Genomic DNA, 21,654 nt, shown 5'->3' with positions numbered 1-21,654 from the left:
CGGGAAGGTAGCAGTACACAATGGGTCTCAAAATTGGATATGCCCCGGGGGCGTTCGATCTCTTCCACATCGGGCATCTCAACATCCTCAAGCACGCCAAAAGCCAATGCGATTACCTAATTGCGGGAGTCGTGTCCGATGAAATCCTCGAGCAGGTAAAGGGCAGGTTGCCCTTCGTCCCCCTCGCCGAGAGGATGGAGATCGTCGGCAGCATCGGCTACGTGGACAAGGTCTTCGCCGAAGTCGTCCCGGACAAGCTCCAGGTTTGGGAGGAACTTCGTTTCAACGTCTTCTTCAAGGGCGACGACTGGAAGGGCACCCCCCAGGGCGAACGGCTGCAAGCGGCCTTTAGCGCCGTCGGCGTCGAGGTGGTCTATTTCCCCTATACCGTCCACACCTCCAGCTCGGCCCTGCGCACGGCACTGGAACTGATCAATCAGTCCGCAGCGCCGTCGCAGCTGCGGCATGGAGCACGGCGGTGAGCGGGCTACACGTGGCCATGGTCGGGACGCGTGGCGTCCCCGCCCGCTACGGCGGCTTCGAAACCGCGATCGAGGAAGTCGGCCGGCGCCTGGTGGAACGCGGACACCGCATTACCGTGTACTGCCGGGACCGGGGCGAGGGAACGGACAAGCCCGCCGAGCACCTGGGCATGGAGCTTGTCCACCTGCCGGCGATGCACAGGCGGTCCCTGGAGACGTTGAGCCACACCGGTCTCTCCGTCGCGCATCTGCTCCGGCACCAGCCGGACGCGGCAATCCTCTTCAACGCCGCCAACGCACCCTACCTGCCGGCCTTCCGGATGGCGGGCATCCCGGTGGCCACGCACGTCGACGGGCTGGAGTGGAAGCGCGCCAAGTGGGGCAAGGGCGGCCAGAAGTACTACCGGACGGTCGAACGGCTCGCCGTCAGGATGTCTGACGCGCTGATCGCCGACGCCGTCGGGATCCAGGACTACTACCGGCAGAGATTCGACGCCGACACCGTCTATCTCGCGTACGGCGCACCGTTGCTGGCCAAAGGCAGCGCGGAGAAGCTCGCGGCACTGGACCTCACACCGCAGGGCTACCACCTGGTGGTGGCCCGGTTCGAGCCGGAGAACCACGTCCACCTGGTCGTCGACGGGTTCGTCCGCAGCGGATCGACGCTGCCGCTGATCGTGGTGGGTTCGGCCCCGTATTCGAACCGCTACACGAGTGCCGTCCACGACCTCGCGGACGCCAGGGTGCGCTTCATCGGCGGGATCTGGGACCAGGAACTGCTGGACCAGCTGTATGCCAACGCCCTGGTGTACTGGCACGGCCACTCGGTCGGCGGCACCAATCCCTCGCTCCTTCGCGCCATCGGCGCAGGAACGGCGACCAACGCGTTCGACGTCGGGTTCAACCGTGAGGTCCTGGAAGGCTCCGGCCGGTATTTTTCGGACCCCCAGGACGTCGCCGAGCTGGTTGCGGACGCCGAGGGCCCCCACTCCGATGTGGCCGCGCGGGGACAACAAGCGCGGCTGATCGCGCACCGCTTCAACTGGGACCTGGTCGCGGACGGCTACGAGGAGCTCTGCCGTGACCTCGCGCGCCTGCGGGTCCCTTCGTCCCGCGGCGCCTACCGGCTCCCGGCGTCAGCCCAGCAAAGCATAGGGGCCGGCCAGTGACTGCCATCGATCCGCACGTCGACCGTGCTGCCGCCGGGTACTGGGAGACGGTCAGGACCCTGGCTGCCGGCCAGAAGACGGCCGCGCGCAGCGCCCCGGCCTATTCGCGCTACATCAACCGGCGGCTGGGGCGGCTCCTGGCTGCGGCCGCGCTGCGGGCAGGGCTGAGCCCGAACGCGGTGACGGGCATCAGTGCGGTCTTCACCTTCACCGGGATCGCCCTCCTGATGGTCTTTCCGCCATCGGGCGCGCTGGGCATCGGAGTGGCGCTTTGCCTCGTGGCCGGCTACGCCTTTGATTCGGCTGACGGCCAGGTGGCCCGGATGCAGGGCGGCGGCTCGCCCGCCGGGGAGTGGCTGGACCACATGGTCGACGCCGTCAAGACCACCATGATGCCGCTGGCGCTCGCCGTCGGGCTCTACCGCTTTGGCGCCGTCGAACCCTGGTGGCTCCTGGTTCCCTTGGGCGCCGCGGTGGTGTCCTCGGTCCTGTTCTTCGGAATGATCCTGACCGAACAACTGCGGCGCCAGGCCGGACGGGCGTCCGTGGCGGACCCCGGCGGCCGCTCCTGGATCCGTTCGCTGCTCGTGATCCCGATGGACTACGGCGTCCTGTGCTTGTCCTTCCTCAGCTACGGCGTGCTGCCCGTCTTCGTCACCGTCTACACCCTGATCTTCGCTGCCACGGCGGCGTTCCTGGCGCTGGCGTCAGTGAAGTGGTTCCGTGAACTCGCCGCCGCCCAGCCGGTTTCCCGGCCTGCGCCCGAGCAGCCCGTTACGAAGGGAGCCCGGCCATGAACAAGCCGGCCAACACCCCCGCGGACGCGCCGAAGACCACCCGCCGCGCGCGCCTGGTGGCGACGTCCCTCGGGGTCTGTGCACTGCTGGCGATCGGCGGCGTCGCCTGGGCTTCAGGACTGAGCTATTCCGCCGGAAGCGGAGCGTCGCCGGGAGCCCGGCCCGGCACCACGGCCGGCACTCCCGCAGCTGGATCCCCGGACCCGGCTGCCGCTTCGGGCGCACCGGCCGCCGGCGCACCGGCTGCCGGTTCAGGTGCACCAGCCACGGCGCCGACCCCGTCCGGGCCGCCGGAGGTCAACCCCGCTCCCGTGAACCGGACCGGCAAATCGGACCAGGAGCTCGCCGCCATCGCGCAACCCACCGCCGCCCCGGTGGAACTGACGGCCAAGAAAGCGGTCAAAGCCGGCGTGTCGGCGACCATCACGGACATGACGGCCGTCCAGGGCGTGGCCACCGGCATCGGCGAAGTGGCCGGGCCCGCCGTGCGGTTCAAAGTCACGGTGGTCAACGGCACCGCGGCGCCGATCTCACTCGACCGGGCGCTGGTGGATCTCAGCTACGGCAAGGACGACTCACCGGCGAGCCAGCTCAGCGGACCGGACCCTGTGGCCTTCCCGGCGAGCCTTGCGCCGGGCGCCACCGGCACCGGGGTGTTCATCTTCGCTGTCCCGCTCGACGCACGGGACACCGTCAAGATCCACTTCAACCTGGAAGCCGAGACGCCCATCGCCACGTTTGCCGGCCGCGCCCCGTCCGGGAACGCTCCGTGATGCCGGCACCCGGCGGGCTGCCCGCGACGGCTCACCGCCGTATCGTCCGGCGGGCACGCAAGGCAGCCAAACGGGTGCGGGCCGCGTGCGCCCTGGCCTACCTGCGGGGGCGCAATCTTCTGGCACGGGGGCCCCTCACGGGGTCCGCCGGCGTTGTGGTGTCCCTGACCAGCCATGGCGACCGGATCCGCACGGTGGCGTTCGGGATCGAATCCATTGCCCGGGGCACGGTCCGGCCGCAACGCCTCATCCTGTGGCTGGATTCACCTGAGGATATCCAGGGCTGCCCGGCGTCGCTGCGCCGCCTCGAACGCCGGGGCCTGGAAATCCGGGCAGCGTCCAACGACGGGCCGTCCACCTTCGGCCCGCACACCAAGTACTACCCCTACGTCTCGTCCGTGCCGCGGCATACCGTGCCGCTCGTGACGGCCGACGACGACATCCTCTACCCGCCGACGTGGCTGGCGTTGCTGGTGGACGCCGGCGAGCGCCACCCGGATACGGTGAGCGCTCACTGGGTCAGCATCATGGGGACCGCGGGGGACACGGTGGCCGGCTACGCGACCTGGACGCGGGCCCGGGACACCGCCGTACGCGCGGCGAACTTCGCCGTCGGCGTGTCCGGGGTCATCTACCCGCCGGCGATGCTGGAAGAACTGCGGCTGCGAGGAGAGGGCTTCCTGCAGTCCTGCCCGCGCGCCGATGACATCTGGCTCAAGTGGGTGGCGCAGCGCGCCGGCATTCCGGTCCGCCAGATCGGGCCCGTGCCCCGGCACTTCCCGATCATTCCTGGCAGCCAGGGCCAGGCGCTCATGAGAACAAATGTAGGAGAGAACCACAACGATCACTGCATCCGCGGCCTCTTTTCGGCCGGGGATGTGGCGGCGCTGGGTGCCAGTGCGGCCAGTCATCAACTGAACTAAGGGGACAAGACAATGCTCAGGAACGCAACGCTGGGGAGCGCTCGGGGGAGAGGGGCAAGGCCGCCCGCCGGCCCGGCACCGATGCCGGCAACCGCCACAACCACGACTGCCCACATCACCGCCTTTTACACCACCGTGGGGACTGCTGCGAAAACGACGCTGGCACTGCTGCTGGCCGCCGCGCTGGCCCTGTCGCTGGGACTCATCGGAAGCCAGTCCGCCGCGGCAGACACCGCTCCCGCGGATCCGGCCAGCCCGGCCACCCCTGTCACGGTCTCCGCCGATGGCCTGCCCACCGCCCAGATCAACGGCGTCGCCTGGACTCAGGTGATCATCGGCAACACGGTGTTCGTTGGCGGTAATTTCACCGAGGCCCGGCCCGCCGGTGCCGCCGCCGGCACAGGAAGCGTCCCCCGGAACAACATCCTGGCCTACAACCTCACCACCGGAGAGTTGCTGACCACCTTCACCCCCAGCTTCAACGGGGAGGTCACGGCCCTTGCAGCGTCCCCCGACGGGTCGCGGTTGTATGTCGGCGGGGCGTTTACTGCCTACAACGGCTCCACTGTGTGGCGGGCCGTCGCCCTGAACCCCGCCAACGGTGCCCTGATCACCAGCTTCCTGCCGCGCATGTCAGCGTCGGTCCGCTCGATTGTGGCAACCTCCACCACCGTGTACCTCGGCGGCCTGTTCAACGCCGTCGGCTCCGTCACCCGGGACAAGCTCGCCGCGGTCAGCGCCTCCAACGCCGCGCTCCTGCCGTGGAACCCGGTGGCCTCCGGCGGCCGGGTCAACGCGATGACTCTTTCCCCGGACGGCGCCAGCATGGTGGTGGGCGGGGCGTTCACGTCCATCAACGGCTCCAGCAACCCCGGGTACGGCGTGGCCAAGGTGGACACGTCCCTCGGCGCGGTCCTTCCCTTCAAAATCAACAACATCGCCCGCAACGGCGGCACCACCGGCGCCATCACCACCCTCGCCTCCGACGGCGTCAACGTCTACGGCGCCGGCTACACCTTCGGCCGCAGCAGCACGCTGGAGGGCATGTTCTCCGTCACATGGACGGACGACTCCACCAACTGGCTCGAGGACTGCCACGGGGACACCTATTCGATCCAGCCGCTCGGCGACGCGATCTACCTGGCCGGCCACGCACACTTCTGCGGCAATATCGGTGCCTTCCCGCAGGCCGAACCCTGGCAGTTCAACCGCGGCATCGCCTTCAGCAAGAAGGCCACCGGGACGGTGACCGCCGAAAGCCACGGCTACACCGACTTCGCCGGGAACCCGTCGCCGTCACTGCTGACCTGGTTCCCGATCCTGGACGCCGGGACCTTCACGGGCCAGGACCAGGGTGCCTGGACGGTCTCCGGCAACAACGACTACATCGTGATGGCCGGGGAGTTCACCACCATCAACAACCAGCCGCAGCAGGGGCTCACCCGCTTCCCGCGGACCGGCCTCTCGCCGAACCTGCGCGGACCGCGCCTGAGCGGCGTGAACTCCAACCCGACGCTCTCCAGCCCCGCGGCCGGTACCGTGCGGGTCCGCTGGCAGGCGAACTGGGACCAGGACAATGAGAACCTCACCTACGAGGTGCGCCGCAACGGCGCCGTCATCTCCACCGTCAAGCAGGCCTCCACCTTCTGGAAGCGGCCCGGCATGACGTTCCTGGACACCGGCCTGACCGCCGGCCAGAGCTACGGCTACCGCATCTACGCCCGGGACGCCTTCGGCAATGAGTCCCGCAGCGAAACCGTCACCATCACGGTTCCAGGGTCCGTCACAGCACCGGGAAGCTACGCCCAGCAGGTCCTGGCCGACAAGCCGGGCAACTACTGGCGCCTCGGCGAAACCGGCGGGGCCACCGGCGTGGATCTCGCGGGCAAGGACGACCTCATCGTCCGGCCCGGCGTCAGCTTCGGCGCCGCGGGCGCGGTGACCGCGGATTCCGACACGGCCGCCACCTTCAACGCCACTACTGACGGAGTCGCCGCCAGCCCGACACTGTCCCTCCGCCCGCAGGTCTTCAGCACCGAGGCCTGGTTCCGGACCAACACCACCCAGGGCGGCGAGATCATCGGCTACGGCAATTCGCAGACAGGCGTTTCGGCAGACTTCGACCGGAACGTCTACATGGACAACAACGGCCGGATCTACTTCGGCGTCCGCCCCACCGGCTCCAGCGGAACCGGCGCCCGGATCACCGTCAACACCACAAAGTCGTTCAACGACAACCAGTGGCACCACGTCGTGGCGACCCTTGGCCCCAACGGGATGCAACTGTTCCTCGACGGCGTCGTATTGGCCGGGCGGACCGACACCACATCCGCGTGGCCGATCGACGGCTTCTGGCGCATCGGCGGCGACAACCTGACCAGCTGGCCCAACCGTCCGACGAGCCGGTACCTGAACGGCCAGATCGACGACGTCGCCATCTACCCGACCGTACTGCCGCTGTCCCGGGTGCAGGCCCACTTCGTGGCCTCCGGCCGCACCGTCAACGCCCCGCCCGCGCCTCCGGTGGCCGGGTTCACGTCAACGGTCAACGGACTCACGGCGTCGGTGGACGGCACCACGTCCTCGGACGCCAACGGTCCCATCGCCGCCTACGCCTGGGACTTCGGCGACGGCGGAAGCGGCACGGGGGTCACGGCGCAGCACACCTACGCGGCAGGCGGCACCTACACGGTCCGGCTGACGGTGACGGACAACACCGGCAACACCGCCAGCGTCGTGCATACCGTGACCGTGGTGGCCCCGCCGGCCAACGTGGCCCCGACGGCGGCGTTCACTTCCACGGCCAGCAACCTCGCCGTCACCTTCAACGGGTCCGGGTCCGCGGACCCGGACGGGACCGTCACCGGTTACGCCTGGGACTTCGGTGACGCCAGCACCGGAACCGGGGCAACGGCGTCGCACACCTACGCCAATGCCGGCAGCTACACCGTTAGCCTCACAGTAACCGACGACGACGGTGCCACTGGCACCGCCAGCCGGACGGTCAGCGTCACGGCCCCGGCATCCAACACGGTCGTCGCCGCGGACGCCTTCGGACGGACCGTCACCGGAGGCTTCGGCACGGCGGATACCGGAGGGGCCTGGACTGTCTCAGGAGGCAGCACCAGCTTCGCCGTGAACAACGGCTCCGGTGCTGTGACCCTCGGGGCCGCCGGAGCCAGCCGCAGCGGGTTCCTGAACTCGGTGTCCACGGCGGCGTTCGACGGAACCGTTACGGTCTCCGCCGACAAGATCGCCGACGGCGGCGGAATGTTCGCCTCCCTGCTGGGCCGGCGGGCGAACAACAACGACTACCGGGCCAAGGTCAAGGTCGGCAGCAACGGTGCCGTGTCGCTGTACCTCACCCGGGTCATCAACAACGCCGAGACGACCGTTGCCGGGCCCCTGGCGATCGCCGGCCTGACCATGGCCGCCAACGACCCCCTGATGATCCGGCTCAGCCTTACGGGCACGGCGCCGACGGCGCTCAGCGCGAAGGTCTGGCGGGCATCGGCGGCCGAACCGGCGGCCTGGCAGCTGAGCGCGAGCGACTCGACGCCGGAACTCCAAGTGGCCGGCGGGGCGGGCCTGGTGGGCTACCTGTCCGGTTCGTCCACCAATTTCCCGGTGGTGTTGCGTTTCGACACCCTCGCCGTGAAGATCCCTTAGGCCCGGGGACCCGGGGGAGGCCATGACGATGCTGAAGTCACCGCAAGGGGCCGCCGACGGCCGCCGGGCACCGCACCGGCTGCTGGACAAGCTTGTGGCGGCCCTGGCGGCTTCAGCGCTCGCATTCTCCCTGGGGTTTGCGGCAGTGACTCCGGCGGCGGCGGACAGCGCCCCGCCGGAGCCGGCCAGTCCCGCCACCCCGGCCACGGTGACGGCGGACGCCCTGCCGACCGTCCAGATCGACGGCGTCGTCTGGCAACAGGTGGTGGTCGGCAACACCGTCTACGCAGCCGGAAGCTTCGGCACGGCCCGGCCGGCGGGCTCCCCGGCAGGGAGCAACACCGTGGTCCGCCGCAACATCCTGGCCTACAACCTCACCACCGGTGAACTGCTTCCGTTTGCCCCGGCGCTGAACGCCCAGGCGTACAGCATCGCCGCGTCCCCGGACGGTTCGCGGATCTATGTGGGCGGTGACTTCACGTCCGTCAACGGGACGAGCGTCTGGCGGGTCGCCGCGCTCGATCCGGGCACGGGAGCGCTCATTCCCTCCTTCCTGCCCAAGGTCGCCGCCAGTGTCCGGGCGATCGTGCCGACCGCCGGCACCGTGTACCTTGGCGGGCTCTTCACCGCCGTAGGTTCCGTGGCGCGCAGCCGGTTGGCCGCCTTCCAGGCCGCCAACGGGGCGCTCACGGCCTGGGCTCCCTCGGCGGAAGCAGGCCGGGTCAATGCCCTGGCCCTGTCGCCGGACGGAACCCGCATGGTGGTCGGCGGCGCGTTCACCACCCTCAACGGCTCCGCCAACCCGGGCTACGGGCTCGCCGCGGTGGACACGGTCAACGGGGGTCTGCTGCCCTGGGCCGTCAACGACCGCGTGCGCGACGCCGGAGTCAACTCCGCCATCACCAGCCTGAGCGGGGACGCCGATAACGTCTACGCGACCGGCTACGTCTTCGGCACAGGCGGCAACCTCGAAGGAACGGTCGCGGCCGGCTGGAACGGCGGCCCGATCACCTGGCTGGAGGACTGTCACGGTGACACCTACGCCGTCTACCCGGCCGCCGACGTCGTCTACAAAGTGGGCCACGCCCACTACTGCGGGAACGTCGGCGGCTACCCGCAGACCGAGCCGTGGGGCTTCCAACGCGCCCTGGCCTTCAGCAAATCCGCCACCGGCACCATCAACCGGGACCCGCTCGGCTACCCCAACTGGGCAGGACTGCCCTCGCCCTCCCTGCTCAACTGGTTCCCCACCCTCGACACCGGCACCTACACCGGCCAGAACCAGGGGGCCTGGGCCGTCACGGGCAACGGCCAGTACGTGGTCCTGGGCGGCGAATTCACCACCGTCAACGGCACACGCCAGCAGGGCCTCGTCCGCTTCGCCGTCCGGGACTTGGCCCCCAACACCCGCGGCCCGGTCCTCAGCGGGGCCCGCAGCATCCCGACCCTCAGCTCGCCCGCTGCAGGGACGGTGCGCATCCGCTGGCAGGCCAACTATGACCAGGACAACGTCCGGCTCACCTACCGCGTCATCCGCGACGGAGTCACCGCCGTTCCCGCCTACACCGTCACGCAGGACAGCACCTTCTGGCAGCGGCCCGGCATGAGCTACCTCGACTCCGGGCTGGTGCCCGGCCAGACGTACAGGTACCGGATCTTCGTCACCGACCCGCTGGGCAACGAGTCCCGGTCCGACACCGTCTCGATCACTGCGGCGGCCTCCACACCGGCCAGCGGCTACGCCGACGCCGTCCAGGCCGACCACCCGGGGAACTTCTGGCGCTTCAACGACGCCACGGGACCCACCCTGGTGGATTCGGCCGGCGCCGAGGACCTCGCCGCCGGCACCGGTGCCGGGCTGCGGGCCGACGGCGCCGTGGCAGAAGCGACGGGCGCCGGGACTTTTGACGGCACCGTCAACGGCGTCGCCGCCGACACCGGGTTCCAGCGGGCGCCGGATGTCTTTACCGCCGAGGCCTGGGTCCGCACGGCCACCACCGCGGGCGGGAAGATCATCGGATTCGGCAACGTTGCCAGCGGCACGTCCCGGGTCACCGACCGCAACGTCTACATGGACGACGCCGGACGCATCTACTTCGGCCTGTGGAACGGAGCCGTCCGGACCGTCAACAGCGGCACCGGGTTCAACGACGGCCAATGGCACCAGGTCATCGCCACCCTCAGCGGCGGCGGCATGTTCCTCTACATCGACGGCGCCCGGGCGGCCTTCCGTACCGACGTCACCTCCGGCCGCGTCTTTGACGGATACTGGCGGATCGGCTCAGACCTCGCGGGCACCTGGCCCAGCCAACCCAGCAGCGGCAGCCTCAAAGGTGACATCGACGAAGTGGCACTCTATCCCGCGGCCCTCGGCCTCCAGCAGGTCCAGACCCACTACCGCGCCTCCGGGCGCACGCTCGCCACCCCGGCGACACCCCCCACGGCGGCCTTCGCCTCCTCCATCACCTACCTGACCCTCAGCGTCGACGCCTCCGGTTCCTCGGACCCGAACGGCCCCCTCGCGTCCTACAGCTGGGCGTACGGCGACGGAAGCACCGGCACGGGCGTCACCACCCAGCACGTGTACGCGGCGGCCGGTTCCTACACTGTCCGCCTGACCGTCACGGACGGCGACGGCAACTCCGCGAGCACCACCCGCACCGTCACGGCCACGGCCCCGCCGGGCAACCAGCCGCCCGTGGCCGCGTTCACGTCCACCACCAGCCAGCTCACGGCGACCGTGGACGCGTCCACCTCGACCGACCCCGACGGCACCGTCGCCTCCTATGCCTGGGACTTCGGCGACTCAACCACGGGAACCGGGAAAACCGCGTCCCACGCCTACGCCGGCGGCGGGACCTACACCATCACCCTGACCGTCACCGACAACATCGGAGCCGTCAGCACCAGCACCGCACAGGTCTCGGTCCAGCCGAACCAGCCGCCGTCCGCCCAGTTCACGGCGACAGTCAGCAACCTCACGGCAGCCTTCGACGCCGGGGCCTCCACTGACCCCGACGGATCCGTTGCCTCCTACGCCTGGGACTTCGGCGACGCATCCGCTGGAACCGGCGCCACGCCGTCGCACACCTACGCCGCGGCCGGCAACTACGCCGTCTCCCTGACGGTGCTGGACAACAACGGCGCCGCCGGTACTTTCACGAAGACGGTCACAGTGACTGCCCCGCCGCCGAACTCGGTCATCGCCGCCGATGCCTTCGGGCGGACCACGGCCCAAGGCTGGGGCACGGCGGACACCGGCGGGGCCTGGACCGTCAACGGCACCGCGGGAAACTTTGCCGTCGGCTCCGGTGTTGGGTCCATGACGCTGGCAACGGCCGGCGTCCAGCGCCTCGCCTACCTCGCCGGGGTCTCCGCCCCGGCGGCGGACCTCCAGGTCAAGGCCTCGACGGACAAGATCGCCAGCGGCGGCGGCATGTTCCTGGGCATCATCGGGCGGAAGGCAGGGGCGGACGAGTACCGGGCCAAACTCAAGATCTCTTCGACCGGGAGCACCACCCTCTACCTGACGAAGCTCGTGGGCGGTGCAGAAACCACCCTGCAGTCGGTCACGGTGCCCGGCCTGACCGTCGCCGCCGGCGACCAGCTCCGGCTGCGGATGACGGTGACCGGTACCGCGCCGGCCGCCCTTCAGGCAAAAGCCTGGCGGGACGGTGCCACCGAACCCGCAACGTGGCTCGTGACAGCCGGCGACGCCTCGGCCTCGCTCCAGACTGCCGGCTCGGTGGGGCTGATGTCGTTCCTGTGGAGCACCGCGGCCAACGCGCCGGTGCAGGCAACGTTTGATGAGTTCAATGTGCGGCTCAACTGAGGGGCACGCCGGCTAAGGAGACGCAACCCGTAAGGCCACAGGAAGGGGTCATGCCATGACCTGGCGAAGAGAATGGGACGCCGGAACCGTCACAGGGACCGGCGCCACCGGCACCGGCGGTCCGCGGCGGGCCCGTCCGGTCTCCCGTCGCGCCGCCGCCGTGGCCCTTTCCCTGGCTCTCGCCCTGGTCCTCCTCCTCGCCGCGGCGCTCGCGGGGGCACCCGGCGGCGTCACGGATTCCGCACCCCTGGACCCCGCCGACCCAAAGACCCCGGTGACCGTCACGGCGGACAGCCTGCCCACCGCCCAGCATGACGGCGTCGCGTGGCAATCGACCGTGATCGGGAACACGGTCTACGTGGTCGGCCAGTTCAGCAACGCCCGCCCCTACGGCGCCGCGCCCGGGACGCAACTGAGCGCCCGGCCCAACATCCTGGCCTTCGACATCACCACGGGGCGGCTCATCACCGGCTTCGCACCCGTCCTGAATGCCCAGGCGCTCGCCGTGGCGGCGTCGCCGGACGGATCGCGGTTGTACATCGGCGGGGATTTCACGTCGGTCAACGGCGTGCAGCGGTGGCGGGTCGCCGCCCTGGATCCCGTGTCGGGGAGCCTGATCGGGTCGTTTGCGCCGAGGATGAACGCCAGCGTCCGGGCCATCACCGCCTCGGCCGGGACCGTGTGGATGGGCGGCACCTTCACGGGCGTCGGGTCCGCTGCCCGCTCCCGGCTCGCTGCCGTCAGCGCCGCGAACGGTGCGCTGCTGGCGTGGGCGCCGGTTGCCGCAAGCGGCAAGGTCAACGCCCTGGCCCTTTCTCCCGAAGGCACGCGGGTGGTGGCTGGCGGGGCGTTCACCACGTTGAACAACTCCTCCCGCCCGGGCTACGGGCTCGGCATGGTTGACGCCGTCACCGGCGCCAACCTGCCGCTGCAGGCCAACGACGTCGTCCGCGATGCCGGAACGGACTCGGCGGTGCTGTCGCTGTCCACGGACGGCACCAGCTTCTATGGCACCGGCTACATCTACGGCACGGGCGGCAACCTGGAAGGCGCTTTCGCGGCCAACTGGTCGGACGGGCGGATCAAGTGGGTGGAGGACTGCCACGGCGATTCGTATGGCGCCTTTGCCACCGATACCGCGGTCTATGTCGCCGGCCATCCGCACTACTGCGGCAACCTGGGGGGATTTCCCGAAGTCACCCCGCGCGTCTGGCACCGGGCGGTCTCCTTCGGCAAGGCCGCAACCGGGACGCTCGTGAAGGATCCGCTCGGCTACCCGTCGTTCACCGGGCAGCCCGCACCGTCGCTGTTGAACTGGTTCCCGGACATGGATACCGGAACGGTCAGCGGCCAAAGCCAGGGCCCCTGGGCCGTGACCGGCAACAACACCTATGTGGTGATGGTGGGGGAGTTCCGCAACGTCAACCAGCAGCCGCAACAGGGCCTGGCCCGGTTTGCGCGCCGGGAGGCGGCGCCCAACCTGCAGGGCCCGCGCGTCACCGGGGCCGCGTTCGTGCCCACCCTCTCCAGCCCCGGCGCGGGGCAGGTCAGGGTGCAGTGGCAGGCCAACTGGGACCGCGACAACTCGAACCTCAGCTACGGCATCCTGCGCGACGGAAATCCCGTCCCGGTCCACACCGTCTCGGCGCAGTCCACCTTCTGGCAGCGCCCGGATCTGGCGTTCACCGACGCCGGCCTTGCTGCCGGCCAGCACAGCTACAGGATTTCCGTCCGTGACCCGCTGGGGAACACCGTCACGGGAGACAGCCGCAGCATCACCATCGCAGGCTCCACCGGCACCCCGCCGACCGCCGCGTTCACGGCCGGCACCGCCGGGCTGACGGTCAACGTCGACGCGGCGGCGTCGACGGACCCCGACGGCACCATCACGGGCTACTCGTGGGCGTTCGGCGACGGCGGCACCGGCACCGGCGTCACGGCGTCGCACGGCTACGCGGCCGCCGGAACCTACACGGTCACGCTGAGCGTGACCGACAACAGCGGCGCCACCGGCACCACAAGCCAGGCCATCACCGTCACGTCCGGCGGGGTCCTGGCCCAGGACGCCTTTGCCCGCACGCTGGCCACCGGCTGGGGAACGGCCGATGCCGGCGGAGCGTGGTCGCTGAACGGCTCGGCGTCGTATTTCTCGGTCAGCTCAGGGCAAGGGGCCATGAGCCTGGCCGCAGGCCGGGGTCCGTCCGCTTTCCTGCCGTCGGTTTCGACCACCGCGAGCAACTCGCTCGTGACGGTGTCGCTGGACAAGATCGGCAACGGAGGAGGCTCCTACCTCGGGGTGACCGGCCGTCGCGTGGGCACGTCCGAATACCGCGGCAAGGTCAAGGTGGCGGCCAACGGGGTGAGTACCCTCCAGCTGACCCGGCTCTCCGGCGGCGCGGAGACCGTGCTCGGGCAGTTCACGCCGGGAATCACGCTGACGGCCGGACAGCAGCTGCAGCTGCGGGTGGAGGTCGCCGGGACCGCGCCCACCACCCTCCGGGCGAAGACCTGGCGGACGGGATCCCCGGAGCCCGGAACCTGGAGCGTCACGGCCACCGACGCCACCGCCGGCATGCAGGACGCGGGATCCGTCGGGCTGCTGGCCTACCTATCCGGTTCCGCGACCAACGCGCCGGTGCTGGCACGGTTCGACAACCTCGATGTGCGCTCCGGCTGAGGAGACAGGGAGATATGGGACCAGGAAGGCCGGGAAGGGGACGCCGTCACCGGGATATCACTCCAGGAATGACGACGCCGAGCGAAGGAGGGCACTGATGTCCTGGAAAGTTGGGGGAGCGTCCGCGCTTCATCGCGGAGGACGGCCCGGGAGCAGTCACCGCTTCCGTCGTTGGCGTAGCCGGTTGCCGGCCGCTGCCCGGGCCTGGAAGGCGGGTGCCGGCGCCGTGCTGGTCACGGCCTTGGTCCTCGCGGCCGCCCCGGGCGCCGCCGCGGACTCGGCGCCGGCCGACCCCGGCCTTCGCTCGAGTCCTGTGACGGTCACGGCGGATTCGCTGCCGACAGTCCAGATTGACGGGGTGGTGTGGCAGCAGGCCGTCATCGGCGACACGGTGTACGCCGTGGGCAAATTCAGTACTGCCCGGCCCGCCGGTGCACCGGCCGGGACACAGACGACGCCGCGGAAGAACATCCTGGCGTTCAGCCTGAGTACGGGCAAGCTCATCACCACGTTCACGGCATCCCTGAACTCCCAGGGCCTTGCGGTGGCCGCGTCCCCGGACCGCAAGAGGCTCTATGTGGGTGGCGATTTCACCCAGGTCAACGGCCACGCTGTACGCAAGGTGGTGGCCCTGGACGCTGCGACCGGGGCCGTGATCCCCGGATGGGCCCCGCCGATGTCCGGGTCCGTCCGGGCGATCGTGGCCACCCCGGACACCGTCTACCTAGGCGGCGCCTTCACCACCGTCGGGTCCGCCTTAAGGTCGCGGCTGGCGGCGGTCCGTGCTTCCGACGGCGCCCTGCTGGCGTGGCAGCCCGCGGCCCACGGCGGACGGGTCAATGCCCTCGTGCTCGCCCCTGACCGCAGCAAGATCGTCGTCGGCGGTGCTTTCACCACGCTGAACGGCAGCAGCGACCCAGGCTTTGGCCTCGGCGCCGTGGACGCGGTCAGCGGAAGGAACCTGGCCACCCCGGCCAACAAGCTCGTGCGCAACGCCGGCACCTACGCAGCCGTCACCTCGCTCTCGAGCGACGGGACCAGTTGGTACGGGACGGCGTTCCTCCTGGTCTCCGGCGGCGGCACCGGAAATCTTGAGGGGTCCTTTGCCGCGAACTGGCAGGACCTCGCCATCACGTGGATTGATGACTGCCGCGGCGACTCACACAGCATCTTTGCCAGCAGCACCGCCGTCTACAAGGCGGGGCACTCGCACGACTGCGGGAAGATCGACGGCTTCCCGGAATCCGACCCACGCTCCTGGCACCGCGCGCTCGCCTGCAGCAAGGCGGCCACGGGGACCTTGACCCGGCCCAGTTCACGGCTTCCAAGCTTCCTCGGCCAGCCCATGCCAACACTGCTCGTGTGGTTCCCGGACCTGGACACCGGTACGGCCACCGGCCAGAACCAGGGCCCGTGGACCGTTGCCGGTAACGATCAGTACGTGGTGATGGGCGGCGAGTTTCTGAACGTCAACCTGCGCGGGCAGCAGGGGCTGGCACGATTCGCCGTGAGCAGCCTCGCCCCCAATAGGGAGGGGCCGCGGTCCTCCGCCGCGTCCACCCAACCCGTCCTGGCTTCGCCGTCGACCGGCACGATCTCCATCAACTGGCAAGCCAACTGGGACCGTGACAACTCCAGGCTGACCTACAAGCTGTACCGGGACGGGAAGATCATCAGTACCCGGACAGTCTCGTCCAGGTTCTGGCACCGGCCCGCGATGCAGTTCCTCGACTCCGTGGCGGCCGGAACCACCCACGACTACAAACTCGTGGCCAACGATGCCTTCGGCAACGCCATGACGTCGCCGACCGTGAGCCTGAAAGCCAAATGACAGGCACGGCACATGGCAGACAAGCAGGACCGGATCCGTCACGGATCCGGTCCTGCACCTGCACGTTAGTAGTTGTAGCGGATGCCGCCGGTCTTGCCTTCCACCAAGAGGGCCTGGGTGTCGGCCCAGTGGTTGCTCGTGGTCAGGCCACCCACGGTGCTGGCAGCGCGGCTGATGACCCGGATCGGATACTTCGAGCCGTTGCCGAAGTCGAACTGATTGCGGCCGAGCTTGTTGTTCGAGACCGTGACGGTGATCTTGGAGTACTTGCCGTTGTCAATGTTGATCGATGTCTGGCCGTCGTCCACCCAGTTTTTGTCGACCACCACATTGGCGAGTTGGGCAACGTTCTGCTGCAGCATGATCCCGGTTCCGGCATGGGTTCCGCGGGGATTCGGCGCGCTGCCCGTGCCCGGCTTGGAGTTGGCGACGATGTTGTTGCCGACGATCCGGATGTTCTGGCCGCCCTGGACCTGGATGCCGTCATTGTGCGTGCCGTCGCTGTGCGCGGGGTCGTAGGACCAGTACGTCAGTCCGTGGATGTAGTTGCCTTCGGCCGTCACGTTGGCGGTAACGGGGCCGCCGGGGCGGTTGAAGATGCCGAGCCCGTCGTTGGATCCCTGGATGTGGTTCCGCCGGGCCGTGTAGTCGTGGCCGACGATCCCGTCGCGGTAATAGGACGGGCTGTCCGGGATGATGGTGCTGTCCTGGACCACGAGGTTGGCGACGGAGGCGCTGGTGGCGTCGACGACTCCGGTGTTGGACTTCGGGATCGCCTTGCCGCCGTGCAGCCGGCTGTTCTTGATGACCACGTTCTTGGCCCGGACCTTGATGTCGCCGTAGATGTCCAGCCCGTCCAGGACGGTGCCGTCCGTCGTGATGACAAGGTCCGTGCCCGAGGTGTTGTAGGCCTTCAGGGCCGTTCCGGCCGGAACGCCGGTGGTGGACGCGCTCGGCTGGTACGAACCGAGGGTCAGCGCGGCGGGCGCGAGTGCGGGCGCAGCCTGGACAGCCGGAGCCGCGGTCAGGGCGAGGGCAGTGATTGTCACCGCCGCAGCACCTGCGGCGTACGTTGCGCGGATGTTTTTGCGCTGGATCTTTTTCGAGCCAATGGCCATCGTGTCATACCTCTATTGTCTTGCTCTCCGGGCACGGGGGATCGCACGGACATAGCGGAACTGGCGGGAGGCCCTCGGGCCCGTCTGCCGGCGGCGTGCAGGCCGCGCCGGTATGTTGCTTGGTGCATTGTCAGCGCGAGGGTGTTCTTGGGGCCCAGGGTGACTTGGACCTGGGCGAGGTGTGGGCGGACCCGCGGCACTCGCGACTGACTTCCCGGGAGGTGTCCCCGATCCCGGCTTCTGAGCCAACACGCTAGCCGAGGTCCTACAACGTTGCAAATTGATAACGTCCATTCGCGGGGTGTTCCAACTTGATCACGCCCGGGCGCGTCGCTTGCGACACGCCACAAAATTCCCCGCGAATCCGGAGTTCCTGGCAGCCGGACCGACGGTGAAGAAAGAGCGCGAAAAACTATTTTCTGCGGTATTCGCTGTAAACATAGCCGAAGGCGCCGGCGGCCATGCCCAGGCCCCGGGCGGCCGTCCGCATTCCCCGGGCCTGATGCCGGGATGATCCGCTGACGAGGCCGGCCGCCAATTGTGCCGTGCCGCCTGCCAGTCGGATCGAACCGGATCCCGCGGAAACGCCCCTGGCAGCCAGCCGGGCCGCGGCGCCGGCGGCAAGTTCCAGGCTGACCCGCGCGGCGGAGTTGCCGCTGCGCAGGGCGCGGCGCAGTACCCAGCTGCGGGTCAGCCGCGACGACGGAACCCGGTCCACCACCACGGCCTCGTCGCACCAGAGCATGGCCCCGCCGCGCTGGACGAGTTGGCGGGTGAACAATGTGTCCGAGCCTCCGCTAAGGCCGAAGCGTTCATCAAACGAGAGCCGCAGGGCCCGGACCTGCCGCAGGTCCACGAGGAGATTGTTGGTCGCGGCCACATCCAGCCGGGTCCCGGTGGCGAGCCTGCGGCGGTGGAAGAAGTTTCCGGCTTCGATCCAGGGCTCCGGCTCGTGTTCATATTCGCTGATCACAGGACCGACGACGGCGGCGGCGCCGGTGGAGCGCTGCAGCCCCACCAGCTGCTCCAGCCACTGTTCCGACGGCACCTCGTCGTCGTCAATGAAGACAAGCAACGCGCTCGACGCCGCTTCCCGGAGGGCGCGGTTCCGTGCCGCCGCGATCCCGGGCTTCGGCTCATGGACGTAGCGGACCAGCCCCGGCGGGAGGGCGCCCGCGAGCTGCTCCACGATGGGGCGGGCGCTCGCCGCAGGGTCGTTGTCGATCACCAGCACCGTGGCGGGCCGTTCCTCCGGCAGGCCGTTCCGTGGACGGCCCGCTCCGGCCTGGCGCATGCCGGCCTGGCCGGCCAGCCGCGGCAGCGCCAGGGCGATGTCGTCCGGCCGGCGGTATGTCAGCACCGCGATGACGAGGCCGTCCGCCGGGAGTCCGACGGCGGACCCGTCCTCCGCAGGGCGGGCGCCGGGATGGGTCATGTCAGCCATTCTGGCCTTTCGTCGTCGGGGCTTGCCGGGCGGCAGGCCGTCCTAGGAGCGTCCGGGCTTGTTCGACGTAACCGGAGAGCGTGTCCCGGTGGAAGACCCGCAGCGCGGCGAGCGCGAGGGCGGCAAAGACCGCGAACCCGCCAAACAGATGCCACACGCCCGACATGCCGGCCAGGGCCAAAACCCAGTACCCCGCCGCGCCCCAGGCCGCGGCATGCACCGCGGGGATGATGGCCGCCAACTGGGACTTCAGGCTCACCCCGGTCAGCCGGGACTGGATGCGCAGGAGCACGGGCGTGAGGAGGAAACCGGCGGCAGAGTACCCGACGGCGACGCCGAGGACGCCGAACTGGAGTCCGATCACGATTCCTCCCACCTGCACGACGGCGGCCAGGATCTCATACCGGACGATCAACCCGCCCTGGCCCAGGCCCTTCATGAGGGAGGGCGTGACGTAGAAAATGGTCTCGCGTGCGCCCCCGATGGCGAGCACACTGACCAGCCCCGCTGCGGGCAGCCATTCGGGACCCAAGACCAGGCCCACGAGCTCCGGGGCGGCGCAGGCCACGAAGGTCATCAGCGGAACCGCCGAGATCGCCAGCAGCCGCGTCGCGGACACGAGGCTTGCGGCCACCTTCTCCGGGGTGCCCGCCGCCCGGGAAAAGGCCGGAAACATGACCCTGTTGACGGTTTGCCCGATCAACTGCACGGGGATGACGAGGATGCGGTAGGCCATCCCGTACAGCGACAGGGCGGCGACGCCGAGCACGCGTCCCACCAGGATGTTGTCCAGGTTCCGGGAGAAGTAGGCCAGGCAGTCCGTGGCAAAGACGCTGACGCTGAACCGGAATAGCGGCGCGACGGTCCGGAAGGCGAAATTGGGGACGGGCCCCCGGCTGGCCGCCAGGAGCAACGCGCTGCAAACAAGGTCCGTGGTAACCACCTGGTACACCATGGACCACGGGCCGGCCCCGGCAAGCGCCGCGCCGATCCCGGCCGCGCTGCCCGCGGCGGCCGCGGCAATATCCGCCGCACCGACCTTGTGGAGGGCCAGCTCCCTGGACAGCATGGCCCGCGGCGTAATGGCCAGGGCTTTGACGGGGATCGCCAATGCCAGCAGCCGAAGGATCGGCTCGAGCTCAGCGACGCCGAAGAACTGGGCGATCCCTGGAGCGGCGAACCAGGTCACCATCCCGAGCAGGACCGCCACGAGCAGGTTCAGCATGGCGGTCGCCCCCGCCATGCGGCGGGTGACCTCGGCGCGCTGGACCAGCGCCGCGGAGAGGCCCTGGTCCAGCAGCAGCGCCACGAGGCTGATGTACACCGTGGCTGCCGCGATGACGCCATAGCTCTGCGGTCCCAGGAGCCGGGCCAGCACCACGGCGCAGAGCATCTGGAAACCCTGCCGGGCCAGCACTGCTCCGAAGCTCCACCGGACGCCCCGCGCCGTTTTGGGCTGCGTGCCCGGACCTGTGGAGGTGCCGGGGGCGGCGCGGCTGATCACAGCAGCCTGCCCGCAGCCTGCGCCAGGTGCCCGGCCATGAGGGTCCCGTAGCGTTCCGGGCTGTGCCTGCGGCCCGCTTCCACGGCGTCGGAGCTGGCGCTGGACCGGTAGTCCTGCCACTGGCCGGCGACGCGGGCGAGCGCGGCCGCGAGCTCCACGGGGTCGCCGGGCTCGACGAATTGCGCCGACCGGTAACCCGCGGCGGCCTCCCGCAGGCCCGAAGTATTGCTGACGACGACGGGCCGGGAGGCCAGGACGGCTTCGACGGCCGTATTGCCGAACGGCTCGTCGAGCCGGGAGGGCACCACCACGACGTCGGACTCCGCAAGGAACGGCCAGACATCATTTTGGAAGCCATGGAACCTGACGTGGTCGTCGGCGCCGTGGGCGCGGACCTGGCTCCGGAGGCCGGCCTCGTAGTCCTCGTATCCCGGGAATACCGCGCCGACCACCGCCAGCCGGGCCGGCACGCCGTCCCGGCGCAGCCGCAACAGCGCGTCGATGGCGACGTCCACTCCCTTGCGGTGGGACAGCCGTCCGACATACAGGATGCGGAGCCCCCCGTGCAGGTCCGGCCGGGGCGGTGCGGGATGGGCCGGCCCGGGGACCCCGTTGTAGAGCACTCTTGAGCGGCCGAGGAGCGCAGGGAGTGCCGCAGCCAACGTGTCGGAGCTGAACTGGCTGTTGGTCAGGATGCCGCGGGAGAACAGGAGAGGCAGCGCGAGGGCCGCGCGGAGGGCCCGCGGGGCGTTGGCCTCCGCCTCATGGACGTGGGTCACCACCGGTACACCCGTCAGCCGTCCCGCGGCCGTCCACAGGGGGACCGTAATGGTGTTCGCCAGGATGACGTCCGGGCGCGCTCCGCGGATCACGCCGATGCTGCGGAGGAGTCCGTGCACTGAGGTGCCGGCCAGCTTCACCAGGCCCGGGGCCGTGAGCAGGCTCTTGCGCAGCACCGGCGTCGGGGACAGGATGACGGCTGCGCCCCGGCGCTCGAGTTCGGGCACGAGGGGCCCCGGCGACGGCAGGGCCACCAGGACGCGCGCACCGCTCCGGTGCAGCCCGTCGATGGTTTCCAGCAGCACCCGGTCCGAACCGTAAAGGTCCGCGCTGGGGTGTGCCACCAATACCGAGAATTGCTCCCCGCCAGTCCTCATCGTGTGCCCCCTCGATTGGTACCGCGGCGGAAGGCACCACCGAACAGGACCGGCGCCGCTGCTGATGCAGGAACACCGATCCGGCCACGGGGACGTGTCCCCGGGACCTGTTGTTGAGACCCGCCACTGAGACCTGCCGCCAGGACCTGTTTCCGTTGCTGCCCGGAGTCACGTGGTGTCCGGACCTGCAGGACCGTCCTAGCTTAGGGAAAAGACTACGGCCGGTCCCGGAGTTTGGCTAGGAATCGGGCCCTGCCGCCAAAGACACAGAAGCAAAA

The 21,654-nt window shown here is 69.6% G+C and carries 13 protein-coding genes; 9 read left to right on the top strand and 4 right to left on the bottom strand.

Annotated elements, in window-relative coordinates; genetic code table 11:
- The first annotated feature begins 20 nt into the window (after positions 1 to 20).
- The 9 genes from ACVWZ7_RS05365 (at position 21) to ACVWZ7_RS05325 (ending at position 16,153) form a co-directional block, all read left to right on the top strand.
- Positions 21 to 482, top strand: a complete 462-nt coding sequence (locus ACVWZ7_RS05365; RefSeq protein WP_456507203.1) for an adenylyltransferase/cytidyltransferase family protein — start codon at positions 21 to 23, stop codon at positions 480 to 482.
- Positions 479 to 1,651, top strand: a complete 1,173-nt coding sequence (locus ACVWZ7_RS05360; RefSeq protein WP_456507202.1) for a DUF1972 domain-containing protein — start codon at positions 479 to 481, stop codon at positions 1,649 to 1,651. Before ACVWZ7_RS05365 ends, ACVWZ7_RS05360 begins: the two co-directional genes overlap by 4 nt.
- Positions 1,648 to 2,448 (top strand): CDP-alcohol phosphatidyltransferase family protein, encoded by an 801-nt coding sequence (locus ACVWZ7_RS05355; RefSeq protein ID WP_116766050.1) that lies wholly within the window; start codon positions 1,648 to 1,650, stop codon positions 2,446 to 2,448. Before ACVWZ7_RS05360 ends, ACVWZ7_RS05355 begins: the two co-directional genes overlap by 4 nt.
- On the top strand, positions 2,445 to 3,221 hold the full coding sequence (locus ACVWZ7_RS05350) for a hypothetical protein (RefSeq protein WP_456507201.1): 777 nt from the start codon (positions 2,445 to 2,447) through the stop codon (positions 3,219 to 3,221). Before ACVWZ7_RS05355 ends, ACVWZ7_RS05350 begins: the two co-directional genes overlap by 4 nt.
- Positions 3,218 to 4,144 carry a hypothetical protein gene (locus ACVWZ7_RS05345; protein WP_456507200.1) on the top strand — a complete coding sequence of 309 codons (927 nt, stop codon included), beginning with the start codon at positions 3,218 to 3,220 and terminating at the stop codon, positions 4,142 to 4,144. The genes ACVWZ7_RS05350 and ACVWZ7_RS05345 overlap by 4 nt, the downstream gene beginning before the upstream one ends.
- 81 nt (positions 4,145 to 4,225) lie before the next feature.
- A complete protein-coding gene (locus tag ACVWZ7_RS05340; RefSeq protein ID WP_456507199.1) occupies positions 4,226 to 7,813 on the top strand; it encodes a PKD domain-containing protein in 3,588 nt (1,195 codons plus the stop codon).
- A gap of 22 nt (positions 7,814 to 7,835) precedes the next feature.
- The gene (locus ACVWZ7_RS05335; protein WP_456507198.1) at positions 7,836 to 11,645 is read left to right on the top strand and encodes a PKD domain-containing protein; all 3,810 of its coding nucleotides are present in this window, start codon (positions 7,836 to 7,838) and stop codon (positions 11,643 to 11,645) included.
- A 55-nt stretch (positions 11,646 to 11,700) separates the two neighbouring features.
- Entirely contained in the window at positions 11,701 to 14,322 is a 2,622-nt protein-coding gene (locus tag ACVWZ7_RS05330) for a PKD domain-containing protein (protein ID WP_456507197.1), read from the top strand.
- Positions 14,323 to 14,506: 184 nt separating this feature from the next.
- On the top strand, positions 14,507 to 16,153 hold the full coding sequence (locus ACVWZ7_RS05325; protein ID WP_456507196.1) for a hypothetical protein: 1,647 nt from the start codon (positions 14,507 to 14,509) through the stop codon (positions 16,151 to 16,153).
- A gap of 65 nt (positions 16,154 to 16,218) precedes the next feature.
- Here ACVWZ7_RS05325 and ACVWZ7_RS05320 read toward each other — a convergent pair whose 3' ends face one another.
- The 4 genes from ACVWZ7_RS05320 to ACVWZ7_RS05305 all read right to left on the bottom strand — a co-directional run bounded on the left by ACVWZ7_RS05320 (position 16,219) and on the right by ACVWZ7_RS05305 (position 21,376).
- Entirely contained in the window at positions 16,219 to 17,271 is a 1,053-nt protein-coding gene (locus tag ACVWZ7_RS05320; RefSeq protein WP_456507195.1) for a right-handed parallel beta-helix repeat-containing protein, read from the bottom strand.
- Between the two features lie 412 nt (positions 17,272 to 17,683).
- The gene (locus ACVWZ7_RS05315) at positions 17,684 to 18,706 is read right to left on the bottom strand and encodes a glycosyltransferase family 2 protein (protein ID WP_456507194.1); all 1,023 of its coding nucleotides are present in this window, start codon (positions 18,704 to 18,706) and stop codon (positions 17,684 to 17,686) included.
- A gap of 1 nt (position 18,707) precedes the next feature.
- Complete coding sequence (locus ACVWZ7_RS05310; RefSeq protein WP_456507193.1) at positions 18,708 to 20,219, bottom strand: lipopolysaccharide biosynthesis protein; 1,512 nt, start codon at positions 20,217 to 20,219, stop codon at positions 18,708 to 18,710.
- Positions 20,216 to 21,376: a glycosyltransferase gene (locus ACVWZ7_RS05305; protein ID WP_456507192.1), complete on the bottom strand. Its 1,161-nt coding sequence runs from the start codon at positions 21,374 to 21,376 to the stop codon at positions 20,216 to 20,218. The genes ACVWZ7_RS05310 and ACVWZ7_RS05305 overlap by 4 nt, the downstream gene beginning before the upstream one ends.
- Positions 21,377 to 21,654: the final 278 nt, after the last annotated feature.

The organism is Arthrobacter sp. TE12232 (genome assembly GCF_054062615.1).
Note: the sequence above shows the minus strand (reverse complement) of the source record. Positions and strands in the feature narration are given on the sequence as shown.

What these genes read in the sequence shown, in the direction of transcription:
- ACVWZ7_RS05365 (WP_456507203.1), top strand. Translation starts at nt 21, where the DNA reads ATGGGTCTCAAAATTGGATATGCCCCGGGGGCGTTCGATCTCTTCCAC.
- ACVWZ7_RS05350 (WP_456507201.1), top strand. Translation starts at nt 2,445, where the DNA reads ATGAACAAGCCGGCCAACACCCCCGCGGACGCGCCGAAGACCACCCGC.
- ACVWZ7_RS05305 (WP_456507192.1), bottom strand. Translation starts at nt 21,376, where the DNA reads ATGAGGACTGGCGGGGAGCAATTCTCGGTATTGGTGGCACACCCCAGC.
- ACVWZ7_RS05315 (WP_456507194.1), bottom strand. Translation starts at nt 18,706, where the DNA reads ATGACCCATCCCGGCGCCCGCCCTGCGGAGGACGGGTCCGCCGTCGGA.
- ACVWZ7_RS05330 (WP_456507197.1), top strand. Translation starts at nt 11,701, where the DNA reads ATGACCTGGCGAAGAGAATGGGACGCCGGAACCGTCACAGGGACCGGC.
- ACVWZ7_RS05320 (WP_456507195.1), bottom strand. Translation starts at nt 17,271, where the DNA reads ATGGCCATTGGCTCGAAAAAGATCCAGCGCAAAAACATCCGCGCAACG.
- ACVWZ7_RS05335 (WP_456507198.1), top strand. Translation starts at nt 7,836, where the DNA reads ATGACGATGCTGAAGTCACCGCAAGGGGCCGCCGACGGCCGCCGGGCA.
- ACVWZ7_RS05340 (WP_456507199.1), top strand. Translation starts at nt 4,226, where the DNA reads ATGCCGGCAACCGCCACAACCACGACTGCCCACATCACCGCCTTTTAC.